Origin of the sequence: Pseudolabrys sp. Root1462, from assembly GCF_001426945.1 — a bacterium.
Classification (GTDB): Bacteria; Pseudomonadota; Alphaproteobacteria; order Rhizobiales; family Xanthobacteraceae; genus Pseudolabrys.
In genome coordinates, this window is the sequence record NZ_LMFS01000001.1 from 2,840,299 (window position 1) to 2,860,646 (window position 20,348).

A 20,348-nucleotide genomic window follows, 5' to 3' on the forward strand; every position below is an offset into this window, starting at 1 on the left:
CCGATGAGTGAATTGATTATCGGTCAGATGACCGAGGCCGACGTGGAGCCCGTGGTGGCGCTATGGCTGGCGTGCGGCCTGACCCGCCCGTGGAACGATCCGCGCTCGGATATCGACTTCGCGCGCAAGGGGGCCAACTCGGCCATTCTTATCGGTCGCTCCGGCGGCAAGATCGCGTCATCGGTTATGGTCGGCCATGACGGTCATCGCGGCTGGTTCTATTACCTTGCTGTCGATCCGGCCTGTCAGAAGCGCGGTTACGGTCGCATCATGGTCGGCTCGGCGGAGCAATGGCTGAGCGCGCGCGGCATCGTCAAGGCGATGCTGATGGTGCGGCCGGACAATGTCGGCGTCCGGACCTTCTACGAGAAGCTCGGCTATTTCGATCAGCCGCGCACGATACTGGCGCGTTGGCTCGACGGCCGCGATCCGACACCGTGATTTAGAACAACCGGCCCTGCCCGTCGTCGGGCTTCGGTTTGACCGCTCGCTTGGGCGCTTCGACCGCGTGTTGAAGCGGCGGTCGCGGCGCGGCCTCCGCGGCAAGATCAATCGCTTCAACGAGATGAGCGTCGTCATTGGCGACGCGATTGACATCGACCGAAACCGGATGGGCGTCGAGCAAATCATCCGGCGCCGGCGCTATCAACGCCGCTGCCGTTTTGTCATCGACACGATCGCTATCGAGCCAGAGATCGAACGCCTCCGGCGCCACGATCACCGGCATGCGGTCATGCATCGGCTGCAGCGTGCGATTGGCGTCGGTCGTCACGATGGCAACCGTGTCCAACTCCTCGCCATTCGGTCCGGTCCACGTCTCCCACAAGCCGGCCAAGGCGAGAGGTTCTCCCGACTTGGCATGGATGAAATAAGGCTGCTTGCGGGCACCGCCCGCCTTCCACTCGTAAAAGCCGTCGGCCGGCACCAGGCAGCGCCGGCGCTTCATCGCCGCGCGAAAGGCCGGCTTGTCGAGAACGTTCTCGCCGCGGGCGTTGATGATCAACGAAAATGCCTTCGGGTCCTTGACCCACGACGGCAACAAGCCCCAACGCATCAGCGCGAACTTTCGCTCACCGTTGATGAAACAGACCACCGGTATCGGCTGGGTCGGCGCCACATTATAGCGCGGGGGAAAATTCGGCTGCTCGGCGTAGCGAAACAGCGCACGCAGCGCTTCCGGTGACGAGGTCAGGGTGTAGCGGCCGCACATCGTTGAGAACCTGTCCTGACATCCCGTTTAAGCGCGTCTTAACCCAGTTGAATATACCACATTCATTCGGGACGATTTTCAGGGTCCAGCGGCCGATGAAACATCCGATCTGCGCCGTTGCAGGGCCAGATACCAACCTCGCCAGCGACGGCGCGGCCGCTGCGGCGGCGCGCTTGGCTGAGGCTCATATAAATCCCGCCACCGGACTTGCAACCGATTACCTCAACCATTTCAACGAAGCGATCATGCTGCTCGAAATGGCGGCTGAGTGCGCGGACTGCCGCGCCGATCTGGCGGCCTGGCGGCGCCGCAATTACCGCGAACACTTCCGGCAATCGGGCTTCAAGGCGCGCGATCTGGCGATTGCCGCGTACGACGCCGCCGATCCCGTGGCGCGCGACATGCTCGATGCGCTCGCCGGAACCATGACGACTGTCATCGAGCACGCGCGCAACCGGCTGGACACCGAGACAGATGCCGCGCGCGCCGGCATCATCGCCGAGCGTGCCGCCACCTGGTTGCGCCTGCTCGTGGCACAGGCCGGCGCGGTGATCAACAATCAGCGCCTTGCCGCTTCCGATGCGCTGCCCCAGGAGGCAGCCGACCGGGCGATGGACGTGGTCGTCTGAAGCCATCGAGCAATCGTTGGCGTGCGCGCCGGCGCGGCGCCGTGTAGCATCGATCTCATGACCGATCCGCGTGCCTATCCCCAACATCCCTTTCTCGCCGTCTCCGCCGCGATTATCCACAACGGCAAGGTGCTGGCAGTTCGCCGCGCCCGCAAACCGGCCATCGAGCTCTACACCCTGCCCGGCGGCGCGGTGGAAACGGGAGAGACCTTGCTCGAGGCGGTGCGCCGTGAGGTCGAAGAAGAAACTGGTCTCACCATCGAGCCGGTGGCGCTCGCCGGCCACCGCGAAGCGATCGTCCGCGACGCCGACGGCGCGGTGAAGCATCACTTCGTCATCTTGTGCTTTGCCAGCCGTCTCGTCGGCGGCGAAATCCGGCTCAACGACGAACTCGGCGATGCGCGCTGGCTCGAGCCGGCCGACCTGGCGGTCTTGAAGACAACCGATGGCCTCGGCGAGATCGTCGAGGCCGCGGTCGCCCTCATCGAACCGGCACGTTAGCGACCTTGCGGACAGCAGCATCCCGGCGCATATCTCCGCAGAGATCAAACAAGAGCCCGCCTGTGAGCCGACCGATTACGCTTGTGCTGACCCTTCTCTGCCTAGCCCTGTCGGGGCTGCCCGCCCGGGCGCAGTCGGCGGCGCCCGGCCAGGAGACGCCGGCGGCGCCTTACGATGCCGACCTGCAGCGGCTCGCCGAGGTCCTCGGTTCGCTGCAGTATCTGCGAACGGTGTGCGGCGCCAATGAAGGCCAGAAATGGCGCAGCGAAATGCAGGCGCTGATCGACGCCGAGGCGCCGAGCGGGGAACGCCGGCGCCAGATCGTCGCCCGCTACAACCGCGGCTACCGCGGCTTCGAGCAGACCTACCGGACCTGCACGCCGGCTGCCGATTTGGCCATCCGGCGCTATCTCGAGGAAGGCGCCAGGATCGCCCGCGAGATCACGGCCCGCTACGCGAATTGACGTTCCACAGGTCGCTAGGCCCCGCAGTGGGCGGTTGCGCCCGGTTCCGATTTAGCCACAGGCATTAACCTTTCCTTTAGGTGTGGGCTATTGCCGCAAGGCCCGCGTGATAGGCTCAGCCCTGAATTAGACTGACGTCCCGAAGCCGGACGCCAGAGGGACGGGTAATAATGGACACTGCCGAGCGACCAACGCACAGCCGCGAGCCGGTGCCGGACCACGAGCAAAAGCGCGTGGCGCTGAGCTACCTGAACGAAGCCTGGGCGGAGGCGCGTCTCGACGGCGTCGATGGCGACTGCCTTGCACAAGCCTGCCTGTTCACGGCGCTGGCCGAGTTCGTCTCCACCTATGGCGAAGAAGCGGCCGCGACCTTTACCGAAGGGCTGGCGAACCGGATTCGCAACGGCGAGTTCTCGATCGACCAGTTGCGCCAGTAAGCGCCGGTCGCCTCTCCCTGCAACGAAAACATCGGGCGCTCAGGCCGAGGCGAAGCCGTAATAGCGGTCGAGCACACGGTCGATGTCGGCCGGGTAAAATGGCTTTTTCAGAAAGCCGAGTGCCCCCGCCGCCATCGCCCGTTCGACCACCGGTTCTTCGACAGCCGTGGTCATCATTACCACGGCGACGTCCGGCGTCTCTCGTTTGATCTCGCACAAGGTGGCCACGCCATCGAGGCCGGGCATGTTGTGGTCGAGAAAGACGATACCGAAATTTTCCCGGCGCAAGCGCTCGAGCGCGGCACGGCCCTCGCCGGCTTCGTGCAGGTCGAGCCTGAAGCGGCTCGCGGACAGGATCTTTCTTACGATGCCGCGCATCGTGCTGGAGTCATCGACGACAAGAACGCGAGTCGGCACCGTCGCGCGGAGACAGCGCTCGACGATGCGCCCGGCCGCCTCGGAATCCGCTGGCTTTTCGAAGGTGGCGGTGACGCCGGACGGCCGCGGGTAATCGCCATCCGCGCAGATGAACACGCGCGGCGCCGGCTTGACGGCCTTGGTGGCGGTCAGTGCTGCCGCGGCCACTGGTTCCGGCAGCGCGCCGTCAAGGATGCAGATATCGGTGCCGCCATTGCCGAGCGCAACTATGCCTGGGGCCGGATCGAAAATCGAGAAATCGAGGGGGATGCTCGACATGGTCGCAGCTTCGCGCCAGAGCTCCCGCTCCAGGCCCGTCATTCCGATCACCATCATCGTGAGCGACACGAGATCGTGGCTCATGGGTGCCCCACGCCCCAATATATGAAAATACCTGCGCCCCGCCGCAGGTTTGCGACTATCGTTAAACAGGCTCTCCGTATGTTGGCAATATGACTTCGCGCCATGCTGCGGACTTTTTTTAAATAACGTGGCGCCCGTCGATGAATAAACCTTGCTCGGGTTTGTTCATTCCCGTCGCAATGTATCCTGGAGCCAGGTCCGGCTTCGCCGTGCACGCGAAGCAAGCCGGACCTCGATTATCTGTGGTTGGAACCCGCCCAATAACGACGGGGTTGAGGAAAGCGCGCCAACGCTTATGTTCGGCTTCGAAGTTCCGGCCCTGTACGACCGGTTCCGTGGATTGTAGGACGCCTTCCATGCTGGCAGCGCTGCTTCCCGACCGGGGGGTGATCAGGATCGTGGGCGAGGACGCCCGGCGCTTCCTCAACGGCATCGTCACCAATGACATTGACAAGCTGACGCCGGGCGAAGCGCGTTACGCCGCGCTGCTGACGCCACAGGGCAAGATCATCGTCGACTTCTTCGTCGCGGAGGCCGGTGCCGAGGACGGCGGAGGATTCTTCGTTGATGCCCCCAAAGCGCTGACGCCCACACTGGTCCAGAAGCTGGGCTTCTACAAACTGCGCGCCAAGGTCACGATCGAGGATCTATCGGACCGGCTTGGCGTGATGGCGGTCTGGCCGGGCCAGAACCCCGCCGGCCATACTGAAACCGAATACGGGCTGTGCTTTGCCGACCCGCGCCTGCCGGCGCTCGGCGTTCGCGTTATCGTGCCGCCGCAGGTTACCGTTGAGGCGACCGCCGATCTCGGTGCGACGGTAAGCGATCCGGCGGCCTACGAGGCGCACCGGATCGCCCTCGGCGTGCCGCGCGGCGGCGCGGATTTCGTCTATGCAGGCACCTTTCCGCATGAGGCGGACATGGACCAGCTCAACGGCGTCGATTTCCACAAAGGCTGCTACATCGGGCAGGAGGTCGTCTCCCGTGTCGAGCACCGGGCGAACGCCCGCAGCCGTGTGGTGCCGGTCACCTATGACGGCGGCGCGCCGATGCAGGGGCTCGAGGTGATCGCTGGCGACAAGCAGATCGGCATGATGGGTTCGGCCGCCGATGGCCACGGCCTCGCTTTGCTGAGGCTGGACCGGGTCGCGGAAGCCCTTGCCGGCGGCACGCCGATCACGTCCGGCGGCGTTACCCTGCAGGTGGCCAAGCCCGGCTGGGCCGGTTTCGCCTTCCCCGGCGACGCCAAGGCAGCGGAATAGCGGGTCTCGACCGCCTCGCCGCCCGTACGATTATCCGCTATTATCGGGCCGAACCGTACGGATTATCGAACAATGGCCGCTATCAATCTGAGCGATCTCGATGCCTTTATGGCAGTCGCCCAAGCCCGGAGCTTCCGCGGCGCGGCGTCCTTGCGCAACGTGTCGCCCTCCTCGCTCAGCGAGGCACTGAAGCGTCTGGAGGCCGATCTCGGCGTCCGCCTGCTCAACCGCACCACGCGCAGCGTGACGCCAACCGAGGCCGGTGAGCGGCTGCTGCAGCAACTGACGCCGGCGCTTTCCGATATCGAGGGCGCCCTCGCGACCGTGAAAAGCCAACGCGACCGTCCGGCCGGCACGTTGCGGCTGAACGTGCCGGTGATCGTCGCCGCCAAGGTGCTGCCGCCGCTGGTGACCCGCTTCCTCACCCTGCACCCGGACATCACCATGGAGATCGCTGCGAGCGACTCCTTCGTCGATGTATTCTCCGAGGGCTTCGACGCTGGCATCCGCTACGAGGAGAAACTCGAGCGCGACATGATCGCGGTACCGATCGGCCCGCGCACGCAACGTTTCATCGCCGCCGCCGCGCCTGCCTATCTTGCCGCGCGCGGCACGCCGCGCCATCCGAGCGAGCTCGTCAACCACGCCTGCATCCGCCATCGCTTCGCCAGCGGCCGCTCGCCTGACTGGGAGTTCGAGCGAGGCGGCAAAGCAGTGAAGATCGGACCCGACGGTCCGATCGCGGCAACGAATGTGGAAATCGAAGTGCAGGCGGCCGTCGCCGGGCTCGGCATCGTTTATACGTTCCACGAATTTCTCGACGCCGCGCTGCAACGCGGCGACCTCGTCGAAATCCTGCACGAATGGTCAGTGAGTTTCCCCGGGCCCTATCTTTATTTCCCCAGCCGCCGCCATATGCCGGCGCCGCTGCGCGCCTTCGTCGATTTCATCAAGAACGAGCGGCCGGCGTGAGATTACAACGCGAATGAGAGGCGCTATATCTTGGCCATGGCTGTTCCAAAGACGATTCTGCACGCCGACGGCTTGAAGCGCTGCCCCTGGCCGAAGGACGACCCATTCTACGTCGCCTATCACGACCACGAATGGGGCGTGCCCGAATGGGATGACCGCGCGCTGTTCGAGAAGCTGATCCTCGACGGCTTTCAGGCCGGGCTGTCGTGGATCACGATCCTGCGCAAACGCGACAATTTCCGCAAAGCCTTTGACGACTTCGAACCTGCGAAGATCGCGCGCTATACGCCGAAGAAAGTCGAGAAGCTGATGCAGGACGCCGGGATCGTCCGCAACCGTGCCAAGATCGAAGGCGCGATCCTGTCGGCCCGCTGCTATCTCAAGATCATGGAAAGTGGCCCCGGATTTTCCGCGATGCTGTGGGACCATGTCGGCGGCAAGCCGATCGATACCAAGCTGCGTGCCGGCCAGAAGCCCGCCGCCGAGACGGCGGTCTCCAAGGCGATGTCGAAGCAACTCATCGGGCACGGTTTTAAATTCGTCGGTCCGACCATCGTCTATGCGTTCATGCAGGCCGTCGGCATGGTCAACGACCATGAGGTGACGTGCTGGTGCCACGCCGAATGCAACAAACTCGCGGCCCAGCACGGCAAGAAAAAGAAACGATGAAGAAGCCCGCCATCGTCAAGAATGCGGCGCCCGCGCCGCGGGCAAAGTCTGTAAGGGCCTGGCAGCGCATGCTGTCCGGCCGCCGCCTCGATTTGCTCGACCCGTCACCGCTCGACGTCGAACTTGAGGACATTGCCCACGGCCTGGCGCGCGTCGCGCGCTGGAACGGCCAGACCAAAGGCGCGCACATCTTTTCGGTGGCGCAGCATGTGCTGCTGGTCGAGGCCCTGGCGCGGGCTCAATCGGCCGATCTGGACGATCGCATGCGGCTGGCGATCCTGCTGCATGACGCCGCCGAATACGTGATCGGCGACATGATTTCGCCCTTCAAGGCCGTCATCGGCGACAGCTACAAGGTGGTGGAGAACCGGTTACTCGGAGCGATCCATCTGCGTTTTGGCCTGCCTCCGAAACTTCCAGAGAGCTGGACCAAACTGATCAAGGCCGCCGACCGCAACGCCGCCTATCTGGAGTCGACCCGCCTCGCCGGGTTTGAAGAGGCCGAGGCGCGAAAATTCTTCGGGCCGCCGCCGAAATATTCCGCCGCCATCGAGCGCGATTATCTCACCCCCTGGCCCGCCTCCACCGCCGCCAAGCGCCTGGCCGAGCGGGTGGAAAAGCTGCAGCGGAACTGAGTCTTCTCAAGGTCCCCGGATCAGCCTAGATAAGCGCCCATGATCCACGTCTGTTCACTGGCGCGCCTCTACAAGACGGTCGACGAGACCAAGGCGCAACACATCGTCACGCTACTGCGCCTGACCGACCGCGTGACCCGGCCGGCGCATATCGTGGCGGACAACCACCTCATCCTCGCGGTCGATGACATCGTCGACGCCGAAGAGGGCGCGACCGTTCCCGCGCAGGACCACGTGCTGCGGCTAATCGATTTCGCGCAGCGCTGGGACCGCTCGGCGCCGATGGTCGTGCATTGCTTCGCCGGCATCAGCCGCTCCACCGCGGCCGCCTTCACCGCCGCCTGCGCGCTTAATCCGCAGCGCGACGAAGCCGACATCGCCCGCGCGATCCGCGCCGCTTCGCCCACCGCCTCGCCTAACAAGCGCATCGTCGCCATCGCCGACGAGGTGCTCAAGCGCGACGGCCGCATGATCCGCGCCGTCGATGCACTGGGCCGTGGCGTGGAAGCGATGGAAGGTCATCCCTTCCGGCTGGATCTGACTTAACCGCACGCAGCATCGGCGGCCATCCGCCTGCGCACAAGGGGCGAGACGTGACAACACCGCACTACGGACTGGTTAGCCCGGAAACCTTGATGTCCCACGACGGGCTGAGTTTCCTCAAGGGCATCATAGCCGGCGAATTCCCGCAGCCGCCGATCGCGGAAGTGCTCGGCTTTCATCTTGCTGAGGCCGAGCCGAACCGCGTCGTGTTCGAAGGGCTGCCGGAATTGCGGCACTACAATCCGATCGGCACGGTGCATGGCGGCTTCGCCGCGACCTTGCTCGACTCAGCCCTTGCCTGCGCTATCTATACGACCATGCGGAAGGGCGAAGCCTGGACCACGCTGGAACTGAAACTGAATTACGTGCGCGCGCTGACCAAGGACACCGGCCCGGTGCGCGCCGAAGGCCGCATCATCCACCGCGGCCGCAGCGTCGCGACGTCGGAAGGCGATCTGAAGGATCTAAGCGGCAAGCTTTACGCGCACGCCACGACGACATGCATGATCTTCCCGGCGAAGAGCTGAGAAGCGCGAGCCTCAGTTGTGATTGGTTTCGGCGGCGAACGATGAGCGCAGCTTCAACGGTCCGCTCTCTTCGTCCGACGCGCTGGCCGAACGAGTCGGACGCCGCGTGAATTCGCAATAAGCGAAGCCGAGGCCGGAGATCGAACCGCGGAACGTGTATTCGTCGACCTTCGTGACGCGGAAGCACGGCTCGATGGGCATGCCCTTCAAAGTCGCGCAGACCGAACCGTCCTTGACGTGCAACGTATTGGCCGGCAGGGCCGCATAGCGCACCTTGCCCGCGCCCTGGAACTGGATCGAGCCGACGACCGAGCCGTCGTGCAGCACGCGGCCGCGGCCGCGAGTGCCTTCGAAACAGGAATAATTGAAGGTCTTGCCGATGACGAAATGGCGGGCCTGCTCGGCCGTCAGTTCTTCGGCCGTGGCCATCGACGGCAATGCGGCCAACAGGCCGATCACGCACGCACCCACACGCAACATCACGGAACTCCGACTGACGCCACAACAGAAGATTAGCGGGCTTCCGCCCGCTAGAAAACATGTTGCGGATTATGCCTAACGATCGTTGGCAAATCCTGAATGGAGTTTACCCGATCTTGACCACGACGCGACCCCGGATCTGCCCGGCCACGATATCGGCGGCGGCTTGAGGCAGTTCGGAAAGGCCGATTTCCCGGGTCATGGCGGCCAATTTTTGGCGGTCGAGGTCTGTTTCCAATCTTTTCCACGCTTCCCGGCGCTTCGGCAGCGGACACATCACGGAGTCGATGCCCAAAAGACACACCCCCCGCAAAATGAAAGGCGCGACGGAACCCGGCAAATCCATACCGCCCGCCAGACCGCAGGCCGACACGGCGCCGCCGTAACGGATCATCGACAGCAGATTGGCGAGCGTGGTCGAACCGACAGAATCGATGCCGCCCGCCCAGCGCTCCTTGGCGAGGGCCTTGGGCGGACCCGACAGCACCGCACGCTCGACGATTTCCGAGGCGCCGAGGCCCTTGAGATAGTCGGCCTGCTCCGGGCGGCCCGTGGTGGCGCTGACCGAGAAGCCGAGCTTGGACAGGATCGCCACGGCAACCGAACCGACGCCGCCGGCGGCGCCGGTGACGGCGATTGGACCGCTCGCCGGCGTCAGGCCGTGGTTCTCCAGCGCCATGACCGAGAGCATCGCGGTATAGCCGGCGGTGCCGATGGCCATGGCCTCGCGCGTTGAGATCGTCGCCGGCAAACGCACCAGCCAGTCGCCCTTGACCCGCGCCTTTTCCGCATAGGCGCCGAGATGGGTTTCGCCGGTGCCCCAGCCGTTGAGGATAACCTTGTCGCCGGCCTTCCAGTCAGGATGGTCCGAACTTTCCACGGTGCCGGCGAAATCGATACCGGCGATCATCGGGAATCGGCGGACTACCGGGGCCTTGCCGGTGATCGCCAGGCCATCCTTGTAGTTGACGGTTGAGTATTCGACCCGGACGGTGACATCGCCGTCCATCAGGTTGGCTTCATCGAAATCGGCCAGAGCCGCCTTGGTGCCGCTCTCGGCCTTCTCGATCACCATCGCCTTGAATGTCGCCACGCCAACCTCCTGCACCGATGTCTTGTCGGGAGGGTTTTAAAGGCGCGTGGATGCCCGGCACAAGGCCGAAATCCGAAGCTTAAGCCGCAGCGGGAACCAGCGGCCGCGACACCGGCTCCTCGACGATCGGCAGGTTGATCAACGCCGAGATGATGCCGAACGCGACGCCGAGCCACCACACCGGGTCGTAGGTGCCGAAGTGGTCATAGGCCAGGCCGCCGAGCAGCACGCCGAGGAAGCCGCCGACCTGGTGGCTGAAGAAGGCGATGCCGAACAGCATGGCAAGCCAGCGCGTGCCGAACATTACCGCCACCAGCGATGAGGTGGGCGGCACGGTCGAAAGCCAGAGCAGCCCGGTCACGGCGCCGAAGATGAGCGTGGTCGTGGTGGTCACCGGCAACAACACGAATGCGGCGATGGACGCCGCGCGACTGAAATAGATGATCGACAGGATGTAGCGCTTCGGCATGCGCGAGCCGAGATAGCCAGACGTGACCGAGCCGACGATGTTGAACAGGCCGATCGCCGCCACCGTCCAGCCGCCGACCTGCGCCGACAGGCCGCGGTCGAGCAGATAGGCCGGCAAATGCACGGTGGTGAAAGCCAACTGGAATCCGCAAGTGAAGAAGCCCAGCACCAGCAGGATATAACTGCGATGGCCAAAGGCTTCCGTCAGCGCCTGCTTGTAGGACTGCGCCGGAGCAGCCGCCGCAGCGGCAGCCGCACTCTTGCGCGGCGCCGACAGCACGATCGACAGCGGCAGGATGATCAGCATCAGCAGCGAGAACACCACCAGCGCGCCGTACCATCCGACGGAGCCGATAAGGGCGACCGCCAGCGGCGAAAACAGGAACTGGCCGAAAGAGCCCGCCGCGGTGCCGAGACCGAAGGCTGTCGAGCGCCATTCGTCCGGCAGCAGCTTGCCGAAAGCGCCGACCACGATGGTGAACGAACACCCCGACAGACCAAAGCCGATGAGCACGCCCGCCGACAACGTCAGCGTCGACGGCGTCGTCGAATAAGCCATCAGGAACAGCCCGGCGGCGTAAAGCAGCGCACCGCCGGCCAGCACGCGCGTTGGGCCGTAGCGGTCGGCGACCGCCCCGGCGAAAGGCTGGCCGACGCCCCACAGCAGGTTCTGCACGGCCAGCGCCAGGGCGAAGACGTCACGGCCCCAGTTGTGCAACTGCGACATCGGCGTGAGGAAGAAGCCAAGCGACGAACGCGGGCCGAAGCCGAGCATTGCAATGACGCAGCCGCAAATAATAATCAGCGCGGGGGTGCGCCAGCCGATCGAAGACGAAGGTGCAGCGCTTTGGGCGGACATCGACCGGCTCCTAATAATTATCCGCGTCAAGGTAGCGCGGAGCAGCGACCATAGTAATCGGCTTGCCGGTTCCCAAACGAATATTACTGATCGAAGCCATTTGCGGCGCGCATGGCTCTCGCGGGGATGATTGAGGAAACCGGCGCTGCGGCCGGCTCCGCGGACTAGCGTCCGGCCGAGCCGAAGACCTCGTTCAGCCGCCGGGCTTCGACGCGGGTAAACTTCGGATCGCCCCAGCTCGGCTCTTCAGCGCCGTCGCCCCAGTTGCGCGGCCGATAGAAGATGAGCCCGCCGAGCTTGTCCATCTTCCTCATTTCGCGAACCCAGCCGGGATGCGCCCAGTCGTCGTGATAATGCGTCGATTTGGCGACTTCCGGCATCCACAGTTTGCCGTCGAGAGAATCGCGCGCGATGCTCATGGCGCGGTCGTAAGCCTCCGGCTCCTTGATCGCCTCCGACTTGCCGTCGCAAGCGAAGGTGAACTGGCAGGCCAGATGCCGGTGCTTGTTCTGATAGACCACGCCGCAGACGTCGTTCGGGTAATAAGGCGAGAAGGTCCGGTTGAGGATGACCTGTGCCACCGCGATCTGCGCCGTCACCGGTTCATCCCGCGCTTCGAAATAAATCGCATGAGCGAGGCACTTCTCGGCTTGCGTACGCTTGGCGCCGGCGAGCGACAGACGTTCTGCGGGCGAGTGCGGCCGCTGATTGGGCCCGGTTACCACGCCCTTCTTTGCGACGCTTGCCCCCTCGTCGATCTTGATGTCGCCGTTTGCCGGGCTCAGCGCCGACATCTTCACATCGCGATCGCCGGAAGCCACCACGACCGGCGCTTCGCCGGGCGCCCAAGGCAACAGGCGCTCGCGTTTGCCGGCCATCGGATCGTCGTGAAAGAACACCTGGTCGGTGGCCTTCGCGCCGGATTTCATGGCGGCACGATCCTGCGCCTGCGGCAGCACCGTTGCCGATGGAGCCGGCGTGAATTCGTATTGGCGATAGAGCTCAAGCCTGGCACCACCCGGCTCGTGCGACAGATCGATCAGCGGTCCCTGCTCCGGCTCAAGCGCGGACAATGCCGGCATCGGCGGCATGGGCTCGCGGGCGCGCGACAACAGCGAATCGCGCTTGTCCTTGCGATTGACCGCCGGGAAGCGCAGCGGGCCCTGCGTGTCGCCCAGAGGCTGCGAGCCGAGGGAGCGGGCGATGTCGTTCGGATCGAAATTGGCGAGCGCATAAACCGGTGGCGCCGGGATCGCCGTTCCGATCGGGCGCGGCAGGCTGAACATCGCGGCGTGAATGGTGCCGAAGGGCGAAGCGATGAGATGCTCGCGAGCGCGTTCGGCGACGCCGGGCTGCTGGATCAGGAGAGCGCCCAGGTCCTGATAGCCAATGCTGTTCGGCAGGATCGCAAAGGCGAAGACGGCGGATGCCAGCCAGCCGAGCTTCGCGGACGTACCGCGACGCTGCTGCGACTTCTGACTGACCCAACGCGACGCCACGCAACACTCCAATCCCGGTACCGACCGCGATCGAGAGAATGCGTCAGGTTTCGTTATTGGCTGGTTAACCTTGAGCGGGTGTTAACACCCCTGCCGCAGCGAAGGCGCGAGTTCCGATGCGCTCAAGAAAATATTAACCATATAGCAATCGGTCACCGCCAGACTCCCCGGTACTCCGATCTTCGCGAGGCCCCATGGATCCTCTTTCGCTGGTGACGACCCTTGGCGGCCAGGCCCTGCTCGGGGTAACGAGCCTCGGCTTGCTGCTCATCGCATTCATCATCTACCGGCGGCAACGCACGCAACGTCTGCGGCTGTCGATCGCGCTCGACAACATGGCGCACGGCCTCAACATGTTCGACGGACGCGGCCGGATCGTATTGACCAACAGCCGCTATATGGAAATGTACCGGCTGTCGCCCGAGGTAGTGAAACCCGGCTGTTCGCTGCACGACCTCATGGTCGAGCGGCAAAAGACCGGCCTCTTCAAGGGCGACATCAACGCGTATTGCGCCGACATCCTGCAGCGCGCCCGCAAGGGCAACGACATGGGCGCCTATGTGCCGGCCAGCGATGGCCGCATCGTCCTGGCGAAAAACGAGCCGCTGGACGACGGCGGTTGGGTTTCGACACACGAGGATGTCACCGAGCAGCACAAGGCTGAACTCGAGCGCGCGGCAAGCCGCGATGCCGAGCGCCGCCGCGCGCTAGTCGACGGCGCCATCGCCGATTTCCAGCAGCGGGTTGAGAAGATCCTGTCCCGCGTCGGCGCCAGCGCTGCCGCCATGCGCGCGACCGCCAACGGGCTGCTCGGCTCCTCCGACAAGACCTCGCAATGCGCCAATACTGCGGTCGATGCCTTCAACGAAGCCAGCGTCAATGTCGATACCGCGGCCGTCGCCACGGAAGAACTGTCGCAATCGATCGCCGAGATCAGCCGTCAGCTGACGCATACCAGCGACGTCGTTCGTCTCACCACCGAGGAGGCGCGTTCGATCGACGGTGAGATCAGCGGACTTGCCGATGGCGCGCAGAAGATCGGCGACGTCGTCAAGCTCATCAGCGACATCGCAGGTCAGACCAACCTGCTGGCGCTCAACGCCACCATCGAGGCCGCACGCGCCGGCGAAGCGGGCCGCGGTTTCGCCGTAGTCGCCTCCGAAGTGAAATCGCTGGCCGTACAAACAGCCAAGGCGACCGAAGAGATCGCCAACCATATCCACGCAGTGCAGGGCTCCACCGCCGGATCGATCGACGCCATTCGCAAGATCGCCGAACGCATGAGCGAGATCGACGGCTACACCACCGCCGTCGCGGCCGCGGTCGAGGAGCAGAGCGCGGCGACAGGCGAGATTTCACAGAACGTGACCACCGCGGCGCGGGGGGCGGGGCATGTGGTCGGCGTGCTCGGCGCCGTCGTCGGCGCCGCCGCCGAGACCCGCCAGTCCGCCGATGTCGTGCGCGAGGCGTCGCGGACGGTCGAGGGCGCGGTCGGCAATCTGCGGGTCGAGGTCGAGGACTTCCTCAAGACCGTCGCGGTCTAGACGCCCTACTCGACCCCGCCGCCGAGGCGGATGACGACCATGGTGCCGACCGCCAGGCAGAAGCCGAGAACGCGCGTCCGCATCGTCAGCGGCGGCCCGAATTCAAAACCGCGCAGATAGATCGCCACGGTTTCGAACAGGGCGACGGCGATGAGCACCCAGAAATAGGGCGACACCACCATCGTGCTGCTCTGCGGGAACATCACCGATATGGTGCCCGCGGCGATGCCGCAGACCAGACAGAAGCCGAAGAAGATCCAGTCGATCTGTTTCATGGCCGCACTGTATCGCGCTTAAGCCTGGCTGGCGACGGCCTTGCCGAGCGCTGCCTGTGCGGCAGCAAGTCGCGCGATCGGCACACGGAACGGCGAACACGAGACGTAATCGAGCTTGGCGTTGTGACAGAACGCGACCGACGCCGGGTCGCCGCCATGCTCGCCGCAGATGCCGACCTTGAGCCTGGGGCGCACCTTGCGGCCCCGCTCGACGCCGATCTTCACCAGTTCGCCGACGCCTTCCTGGTCGATCGACACGAAGGGATCGGCCGGCAGAATGCCGCGCGCGGTGTAGATGCCGAGGAAGCTCGCGGCGTCGTCGCGCGAAATGCCGAACGTGGTCTGCGTCAGATCGTTGGTGCCGAACGAGAAGAACTCCGCCGATTCGGCGATCTCGCCGGCCATCAGCGCGGCGCGCGGCAATTCGATCATGGTGCCGACGTCGTAAGTGAGCTTGGCGCCGGTTTCCTTCTGCACCGCTTCGGCCATGGCGTCGATGCGCGCCTTGACCAGATCGAGCTCGGCCTTGCTGGCGATCAACGGCACCATGACTTCCGGCACGACCTTTTTGCCCGTCCGCTTGGCGACATCGGCCGCCGCCTCGAAGATGGCGCGCGCCTGCATCTCGGCGATTTCCGGATAGGCGATGGCGATACGGCAGCCGCGGAAACCAAGCATCGGATTGAACTCGGCGAGCTCCTTGGCGCGATCGGCGATCTTGCGCGCATCAACACCCATCGCCGCGGCAACTTCGGCGATTTCCTCTTCGCCATGTGGCAGGAATTCGTGCAGCGGCGGATCGAGCAGACGGATCGTGACCGGACGACCGTCCATGATCTCGAACAATTCGACGAAATCGCCGCGCTGCATCGGCAGCAATTTGGCGAGCGCGGCGCGGCGCGCCTTTTCTTCGTCCGCGAGGATCATCTCGCGCACAGCCTGGATGCGCTCCTCGTCGAAGAACATGTGCTCGGTGCGGCACAGGCCGATGCCTTCGGCGCCGAAGCGGATCGCCGCCTTGGCGTCGGTCGGCGTGTCGGCATTGGCGCGGACGCCGAGCTTGCGCACCTTGTCGGCCCAGCCGATCAACGTGGCGAACTCGCCGGAGAGCTGCGGTTCGATCATGTGAACCTTGCCCTCGAGCACCTGCCCGGTCGAGCCGTCGATGGTGATGTGGTCGCCCTTCTTGAAGGTCTTGCCGCCGGCGGTCATGGTGCCGGCCGCATAATCGACGCGGATCTGGCCGGCGCCGGAGACGCAGGGCTTGCCCATGCCGCGCGCGACCACGGCGGCGTGCGACGTCATGCCGCCGCGCGTCGTGAGGATGCCCTCGGCGGCGTGCATGCCGTGAATGTCCTCAGGCGAGGTCTCGACGCGCACCAGTACGACCTTGTGGCCGTCGGCCTTGAGCAGCGCGGCTTCATCCGACGAGAACACGATCTCGCCGGACGCCGCGCCGGGCGATGCCGGCAGGCCGGTCGCGATGACGTGACGGTGCGCCTTCGGATCGAGCGTCGGATGCAGCAGCTGGTCGAGCGACAAAGGATCGACGCGCAGGACCGCTTCGTTCTTCGAGATCAGGCCTTCGTTGGCCAGTTCGACGGCGATGCGCAGCGAGGCTTTCGCCGTGCGCTTGCCGTTGCGGGTCTGCAGCATCCACAGCTTGCCCTGCTCCACCGTGAACTCGAGATCCTGCATGTCGCGGTAGTGCTTCTCGAGCCTGTTGTAGATGCGGGTAAGCTCCTTGTAGGCATCGGGCAGCGCCGATTCCATCGACGGCTTGTCGGAGCCGGCTTCCTTGCGGGCCTCTTCGGAAATTTCCTGCGGCGTGCGGATGCCGGCGACGACGTCTTCGCCCTGGGCGTTGATGAGGAATTCGCCGTACAGCTTTTTCTCGCCGGTCGAGGGATTGCGCGTGAAGGCGACGCCGGTCGCCGAGGTCTCGCCCATGTTGCCGAACACCATGGCCTGGACGTTCACGGCGGTGCCCCAACTTTCCGGAATCGAATGCAGGCGGCGATAGGTCTTGGCGCGCTGGTTCATCCACGAGCCGAACACGGCGCCGATCGCGCCCCAGAGCTGGGCGTGCGGATCCTGCGGGAAGTCCTGGCCGAGCTCCTGCTTGACGCGCGCCTTGTAGCGCACGACCAGGTCGGCCCAGTCGTCGGCGGTAAGGTCGGTGTCCAGCGAATAGCCCTGCTTCTCCTTGTGCATATCGAGGATCTCCTCGAAATGCTCATGGCCGACGCCGAGGACGACGTCGGAATACATGGTGATGAAGCGGCGATAGCTGTCATAGGCGAAACGGCGGTCGCCGGACTTCTTGGCCAGCGCCTCGACCGTTTCGTCGTTCAATCCGAGATTGAGCACGGTATCCATCATGCCCGGCATCGAGGCGCGGGCGCCGGAACGCACGGACACGAGCAGCGGGTTGACGCGGTCGCCGAACACCTTGCCGGTGATCTTGCCGACCTGGATCAGCGCCTTTTCGACCTGCTCCTTCAGCGCCGCCGGATATTTCTCGCCGTTGGCGTAGTAGTAGACGCAGACCTCGGTGGTGATGGTGAAACCGGGAGGCACCGGCAGGCCGAGATTGGCCATCTCGGCGAGGTTCGCGCCCTTGCCGCCGAGCAGGTTCTTCATCTCCGACTTGCCTTCGGCCTTGCCGCCGCCGAACGCATAGACCCACTTGCCCTTCGCCGCCGCCTTTGCGGGCGAAGCCTTGGCACTGCTCCGGACCGGGGCCTTGGCGACCTTTTTGGCCGCAGGCTTTTTGGCCTTCGGGGCCGATTTCGTGACCGATTTCTTGGATTTGGCGCTAGCGCGCGAAGCCTTGCGTTTAGCCATTGTGCGATTGAGTCCTGGGTCGGAGGAGAATGGAACCCGGGGCCGTCAAATCACGGCAGCCGTCACGGCGCAAGCCCGGAAATCCGCAGTACCGGCAGGTCTTTTGGCCTACCGGAAGATACCGAGACCGATGAGACCGATGACAATCAAATACGCCGCGACGATGAAATTCAGCAGGCGCGGCACAATGAGAATGAGGACGCCGGCAAGCAGGGCGACAATGGGCTGCAAATGGGCGACGCCGATGACCATGGGAGCTTCCTTTTTTGGGGGGCAGGACGGATGGAACAACGGATGAAGTAGCACGGAGTTCCCGCCTGTTCACCCTCCCCGGAGGGGAAGGTGCGGCGTGAGCTACCCCTCGATGCGCGAGAAGTCGGCGACGGCGCGGGTGGCCTCGCGGATCTCGTTGAGCAAGGTCAGGCGGTTGGCGCGCACAGCCTTGTCCTCGGCATTCACCGTGACCTTGTCGAAGAAGGCATCGACCGTCGGCCGCAGTTTGGCCAGCGCGCTCATGGCCGCGGCGAAGTCTTCCTTGGCGACCGCGGCGGCGGCGTCCTGCTTGGCGGTAGCGACCGCCGTGGCGAGGGTCTTTTCTTCCGGCTCCTTGAGCAGCGCGGCGTCGACCTTGCCGGCATAAGCCTTGCCGTCCTTCTTCTCCTCGATGCGGAGGATGTTGGACGCGCGCTTGACGCCGGCGAGCAGGTTCTTGCCGTCATCGGTATCGAGGAACGCAGCGAGCGCCTCGACACGGCGAACCACCATCAGCAGATCGTCCTGGCCGGCGAGCGCGAACACCGCATCGACCAGGTCATGGCGAGCGCCCTGCTCGCGCAACTGCACCTTGAGGCGGTCGGCGAAGAACGCCAGCAGATCGAGCGTCGGCGCGAGATAGGCGTGGGCTTCGACCAGCTTCGGGCTGGCGATCTTGCGTTCCTTCTCCGACACCAGCACTTCCAGTTTCATCGCCAGTTCGATGTCGCTGCCGCTGATATTGACGATGTCGTCGTGGATCGGATGCAGCACGGCGAAGGCTTCCGCCAGCGCCTCGTCGCGCGCCACGGAGCCGAAGTGCCGCCACAGCAGCCGGCGCAACGGCAGCCGCAGTTGATTGTCGATGATGATGCGGATGAGCCCAAGCGCCGCGCGGCGCAGCGCATAAGGATCCTTGGAGCCGGTCGGCTTTTCGTCGATCGACCAGAAGCCGACGAGGGTGTCGAGCTTGTCGGCAAGCGCCACCGCGATGGCGACGGCATCGGACGGCACCAGATCGTCCGGCCCCTTCGGCCGGTAATGATCCTCGACGGCATGCGCCACCGCTTCGTCCTCGCCCTGGGCCTCTGCGTAATAGCGGCCCATCAGCCCCTGCAGTTCGGGGAATTCGCCGACCACTTCGGTCAGAAGATCGGCTTTGCAGAGCTGCGCGGCGCGCTCGGCCTTGGTTCGGTCGGCGCCGACGAGCGGCGCCAGATCGCCGGCGAGCGCGACGATGCGGGCGATACGTTCGGCCTGGCTGCCGAGCTTCTCATGAAACACGATGCCGGAGAACTTCGGCAGCCGGTCTTCGAGCCGCGTCTTCAGGTCGGTGTCGTAAAAGAACTTCGCGTCCGACAGACGCGCGCGGATGACACGCTCGTTGCCAGCGACGATGGCCTTGCCGCCGTCGGTCGCCTCGATGTTCGACACCAGGATGAACTTGTTGACGAGCTTGCTGGTCGAAGGATCGCGCAGCACGAAGCATTTCTGGTTGGCGCGAATTGTCGACCGGATCACTTCGCCGGGGATCGACAGGAATTCCTTGTCGAACGAACCCATCAGCGGCACCGGCCATTCGACCAGGCCGGCGACTTCCGCCGTGAGGCCTTCATCCTCGACGAGTTCGAAGCCTTGGGCGAAAGCGAGGTTCTTGGCGTCGGTGCGGATGATGTCCATGCGCCGCGCCGGGTCGAGCACGACCTTGGCCTTCTCCAGCGACGCGACGTAGTCCTCGAAGCGCCTGACCTTGAAGGCGGCCGGCGCCATGAAGCGATGGCCGCGCGTCTCGTTGCCGGCCTTGATGCCGTCGATTTCGAACGGCAGCACCACCGGCTCCTCGGTCTCCGGACCGAAGGTGGCGATGATGGAATGCAGCGGCCGCACCCAGTTGAGCTTGCCGGAACCCCACCGCATCGACTTCGGCCACGGGAAGGTGCGTACGATCTCGGGAATCATCTCCGCGATCACCTCGACGGCGTCGCGGCCCTTTTTCTCGGTGATGGCAACGTAGAAGTCGCCCTTCTTGTCGGCCTGCACCTTGGCCTGATCGATCGAGGTCAGACCGGCGGCCTTCATGAAGCCGGCAATCGCCTGCTCCGGGGCGCCGACCTTGGGACCCTTGCGCTCTTCCTTGAGGTCGGGCTGGCGCGCCGGCACGCCCTGCACGGTCAGCGCCAGGCGGCGCGGCGTGGCGAAGGCCTTGGCGCCCTCATAGACGAGCCCGGCCGCGACCAGCCGGTCGGTGACCAGCTTCTTCAGGTCGTCGGCGGCGCGCGCCTGCATCCGCGCCGGGATTTCCTCGGAAAACAGTTCAAGCAAAAGGTCGGGCATGACGGTCTATTCGATGGGGGAATGCGCCGCGTCTGCCTAGCAAGTGTGGCCGCTGGTGTCACCCGGGC

The 20,348-nt window shown here is 64.7% G+C and carries 22 protein-coding genes; 12 read left to right on the forward strand and 10 right to left on the reverse strand.

Features of this window, described 5'->3' with window-relative positions; genetic code table 11:
• Positions 1 to 3 precede the first annotated feature (3 nt).
• Positions 4 to 441 (forward strand): GNAT family acetyltransferase, encoded by a 438-nt coding sequence (locus tag ASD45_RS13750; RefSeq protein WP_056911996.1) that lies wholly within the window; start codon positions 4 to 6, stop codon positions 439 to 441.
• Position 442: 1 nt separating this feature from the next.
• On the opposite strand, the gene ASD45_RS13755 is transcribed toward ASD45_RS13750, so the two are convergent.
• Entirely contained in the window at positions 443 to 1,210 is a 768-nt protein-coding gene (locus tag ASD45_RS13755; protein WP_056911997.1) for an SOS response-associated peptidase, read from the reverse strand.
• A 95-nt stretch (positions 1,211 to 1,305) separates the two neighbouring features.
• Between ASD45_RS13755 and ASD45_RS13760 the strand changes: the two genes are divergently transcribed.
• The 4 genes from ASD45_RS13760 to ASD45_RS13775 all read left to right on the forward strand — a co-directional run bounded on the left by ASD45_RS13760 (position 1,306) and on the right by ASD45_RS13775 (position 3,241).
• On the forward strand, positions 1,306 to 1,839 hold the full coding sequence (locus ASD45_RS13760; protein WP_082540829.1) for a hypothetical protein: 534 nt from the start codon (positions 1,306 to 1,308) through the stop codon (positions 1,837 to 1,839).
• 57 nt (positions 1,840 to 1,896) lie between these two features.
• Positions 1,897 to 2,340 (forward strand): NUDIX domain-containing protein, encoded by a 444-nt coding sequence (locus ASD45_RS13765; RefSeq protein WP_056912782.1) that lies wholly within the window; start codon positions 1,897 to 1,899, stop codon positions 2,338 to 2,340.
• A 107-nt stretch (positions 2,341 to 2,447) separates the two neighbouring features.
• Positions 2,448 to 2,804, forward strand: a complete 357-nt coding sequence (locus ASD45_RS13770; protein ID WP_056912783.1) for a TIGR02301 family protein — start codon at positions 2,448 to 2,450, stop codon at positions 2,802 to 2,804.
• A gap of 170 nt (positions 2,805 to 2,974) precedes the next feature.
• Complete coding sequence (locus tag ASD45_RS13775; protein WP_056911998.1) at positions 2,975 to 3,241, forward strand: hypothetical protein; 267 nt, start codon at positions 2,975 to 2,977, stop codon at positions 3,239 to 3,241.
• 39 nt (positions 3,242 to 3,280) lie between these two features.
• Here ASD45_RS13775 and ASD45_RS13780 read toward each other — a convergent pair whose 3' ends face one another.
• Positions 3,281 to 4,021: a response regulator gene (locus tag ASD45_RS13780; RefSeq protein ID WP_056911999.1), complete on the reverse strand. Its 741-nt coding sequence runs from the start codon at positions 4,019 to 4,021 to the stop codon at positions 3,281 to 3,283.
• A gap of 356 nt (positions 4,022 to 4,377) precedes the next feature.
• On the opposite strand from ASD45_RS13780, the gene ASD45_RS13785 reads away from it, so the two are divergent.
• From ASD45_RS13785 to ASD45_RS13810, 6 genes are all read left to right on the forward strand, one after another.
• Entirely contained in the window at positions 4,378 to 5,283 is a 906-nt protein-coding gene (locus ASD45_RS13785) for a folate-binding protein YgfZ (protein WP_056912000.1), read from the forward strand.
• Between the two features lie 72 nt (positions 5,284 to 5,355).
• Complete coding sequence (locus ASD45_RS13790) at positions 5,356 to 6,255, forward strand: LysR family transcriptional regulator (protein ID WP_056912001.1); 900 nt, start codon at positions 5,356 to 5,358, stop codon at positions 6,253 to 6,255.
• A gap of 36 nt (positions 6,256 to 6,291) precedes the next feature.
• Positions 6,292 to 6,924, forward strand: coding sequence for a DNA-3-methyladenine glycosylase I (locus ASD45_RS13795; RefSeq protein ID WP_056912002.1), 633 nt, complete (start codon positions 6,292 to 6,294; stop codon positions 6,922 to 6,924).
• Positions 6,921 to 7,559, forward strand: a complete 639-nt coding sequence (locus ASD45_RS13800) for an HD family hydrolase (protein ID WP_056912003.1) — start codon at positions 6,921 to 6,923, stop codon at positions 7,557 to 7,559. The genes ASD45_RS13795 and ASD45_RS13800 overlap by 4 nt, the downstream gene beginning before the upstream one ends.
• Before the next feature lie 39 nt (positions 7,560 to 7,598).
• The gene (locus tag ASD45_RS13805; protein WP_056912004.1) at positions 7,599 to 8,105 is read left to right on the forward strand and encodes a protein-tyrosine phosphatase family protein; all 507 of its coding nucleotides are present in this window, start codon (positions 7,599 to 7,601) and stop codon (positions 8,103 to 8,105) included.
• 89 nt (positions 8,106 to 8,194) lie between these two features.
• The gene (locus ASD45_RS13810; RefSeq protein WP_082540830.1) at positions 8,195 to 8,629 is read left to right on the forward strand and encodes a PaaI family thioesterase; all 435 of its coding nucleotides are present in this window, start codon (positions 8,195 to 8,197) and stop codon (positions 8,627 to 8,629) included.
• Positions 8,630 to 8,641: 12 nt separating this feature from the next.
• Here the strand turns inward: ASD45_RS13810 and ASD45_RS13815 are convergent, their stop codons facing one another.
• The 4 genes from ASD45_RS13815 to ASD45_RS13830 all read right to left on the reverse strand — a co-directional run bounded on the left by ASD45_RS13815 (position 8,642) and on the right by ASD45_RS13830 (position 13,028).
• Positions 8,642 to 9,109, reverse strand: coding sequence for a hypothetical protein (locus ASD45_RS13815; protein WP_056912006.1), 468 nt, complete (start codon positions 9,107 to 9,109; stop codon positions 8,642 to 8,644).
• 106 nt (positions 9,110 to 9,215) lie between these two features.
• Positions 9,216 to 10,202, reverse strand: a complete 987-nt coding sequence (locus ASD45_RS13820; RefSeq protein WP_056912784.1) for an MDR family oxidoreductase — start codon at positions 10,200 to 10,202, stop codon at positions 9,216 to 9,218.
• A 79-nt stretch (positions 10,203 to 10,281) separates the two neighbouring features.
• Positions 10,282 to 11,529 (reverse strand): MFS transporter, encoded by a 1,248-nt coding sequence (locus ASD45_RS13825; protein ID WP_056912007.1) that lies wholly within the window; start codon positions 11,527 to 11,529, stop codon positions 10,282 to 10,284.
• A gap of 164 nt (positions 11,530 to 11,693) precedes the next feature.
• Positions 11,694 to 13,028 (reverse strand): cell wall hydrolase, encoded by a 1,335-nt coding sequence (locus ASD45_RS13830; protein WP_056912008.1) that lies wholly within the window; start codon positions 13,026 to 13,028, stop codon positions 11,694 to 11,696.
• A gap of 194 nt (positions 13,029 to 13,222) precedes the next feature.
• On the opposite strand from ASD45_RS13830, the gene ASD45_RS24170 reads away from it, so the two are divergent.
• The gene (locus tag ASD45_RS24170; RefSeq protein ID WP_056912009.1) at positions 13,223 to 14,572 is read left to right on the forward strand and encodes a methyl-accepting chemotaxis protein; all 1,350 of its coding nucleotides are present in this window, start codon (positions 13,223 to 13,225) and stop codon (positions 14,570 to 14,572) included.
• 5 nt (positions 14,573 to 14,577) lie between these two features.
• On the opposite strand, the gene ASD45_RS13840 is transcribed toward ASD45_RS24170, so the two are convergent.
• The 4 genes from ASD45_RS13840 to glyS form a co-directional block, all read right to left on the reverse strand.
• The gene (locus ASD45_RS13840) at positions 14,578 to 14,847 is read right to left on the reverse strand and encodes a hypothetical protein (RefSeq protein WP_056912010.1); all 270 of its coding nucleotides are present in this window, start codon (positions 14,845 to 14,847) and stop codon (positions 14,578 to 14,580) included.
• An 18-nt stretch (positions 14,848 to 14,865) separates the two neighbouring features.
• Positions 14,866 to 17,694 carry a pyruvate, phosphate dikinase gene (gene ppdK / locus ASD45_RS13845; RefSeq protein WP_056912011.1) on the reverse strand — a complete coding sequence of 943 codons (2,829 nt, stop codon included), beginning with the start codon at positions 17,692 to 17,694 and terminating at the stop codon, positions 14,866 to 14,868.
• 108 nt (positions 17,695 to 17,802) lie between these two features.
• Positions 17,803 to 17,946: a DUF3096 domain-containing protein gene (locus ASD45_RS23095; RefSeq protein ID WP_082540831.1), complete on the reverse strand. Its 144-nt coding sequence runs from the start codon at positions 17,944 to 17,946 to the stop codon at positions 17,803 to 17,805.
• A gap of 102 nt (positions 17,947 to 18,048) precedes the next feature.
• Positions 18,049 to 20,280 (reverse strand): glycine--tRNA ligase subunit beta, encoded by a 2,232-nt coding sequence (gene glyS / locus ASD45_RS13850; RefSeq protein WP_056912012.1) that lies wholly within the window; start codon positions 20,278 to 20,280, stop codon positions 18,049 to 18,051.
• Positions 20,281 to 20,348 lie beyond the last annotated feature (68 nt).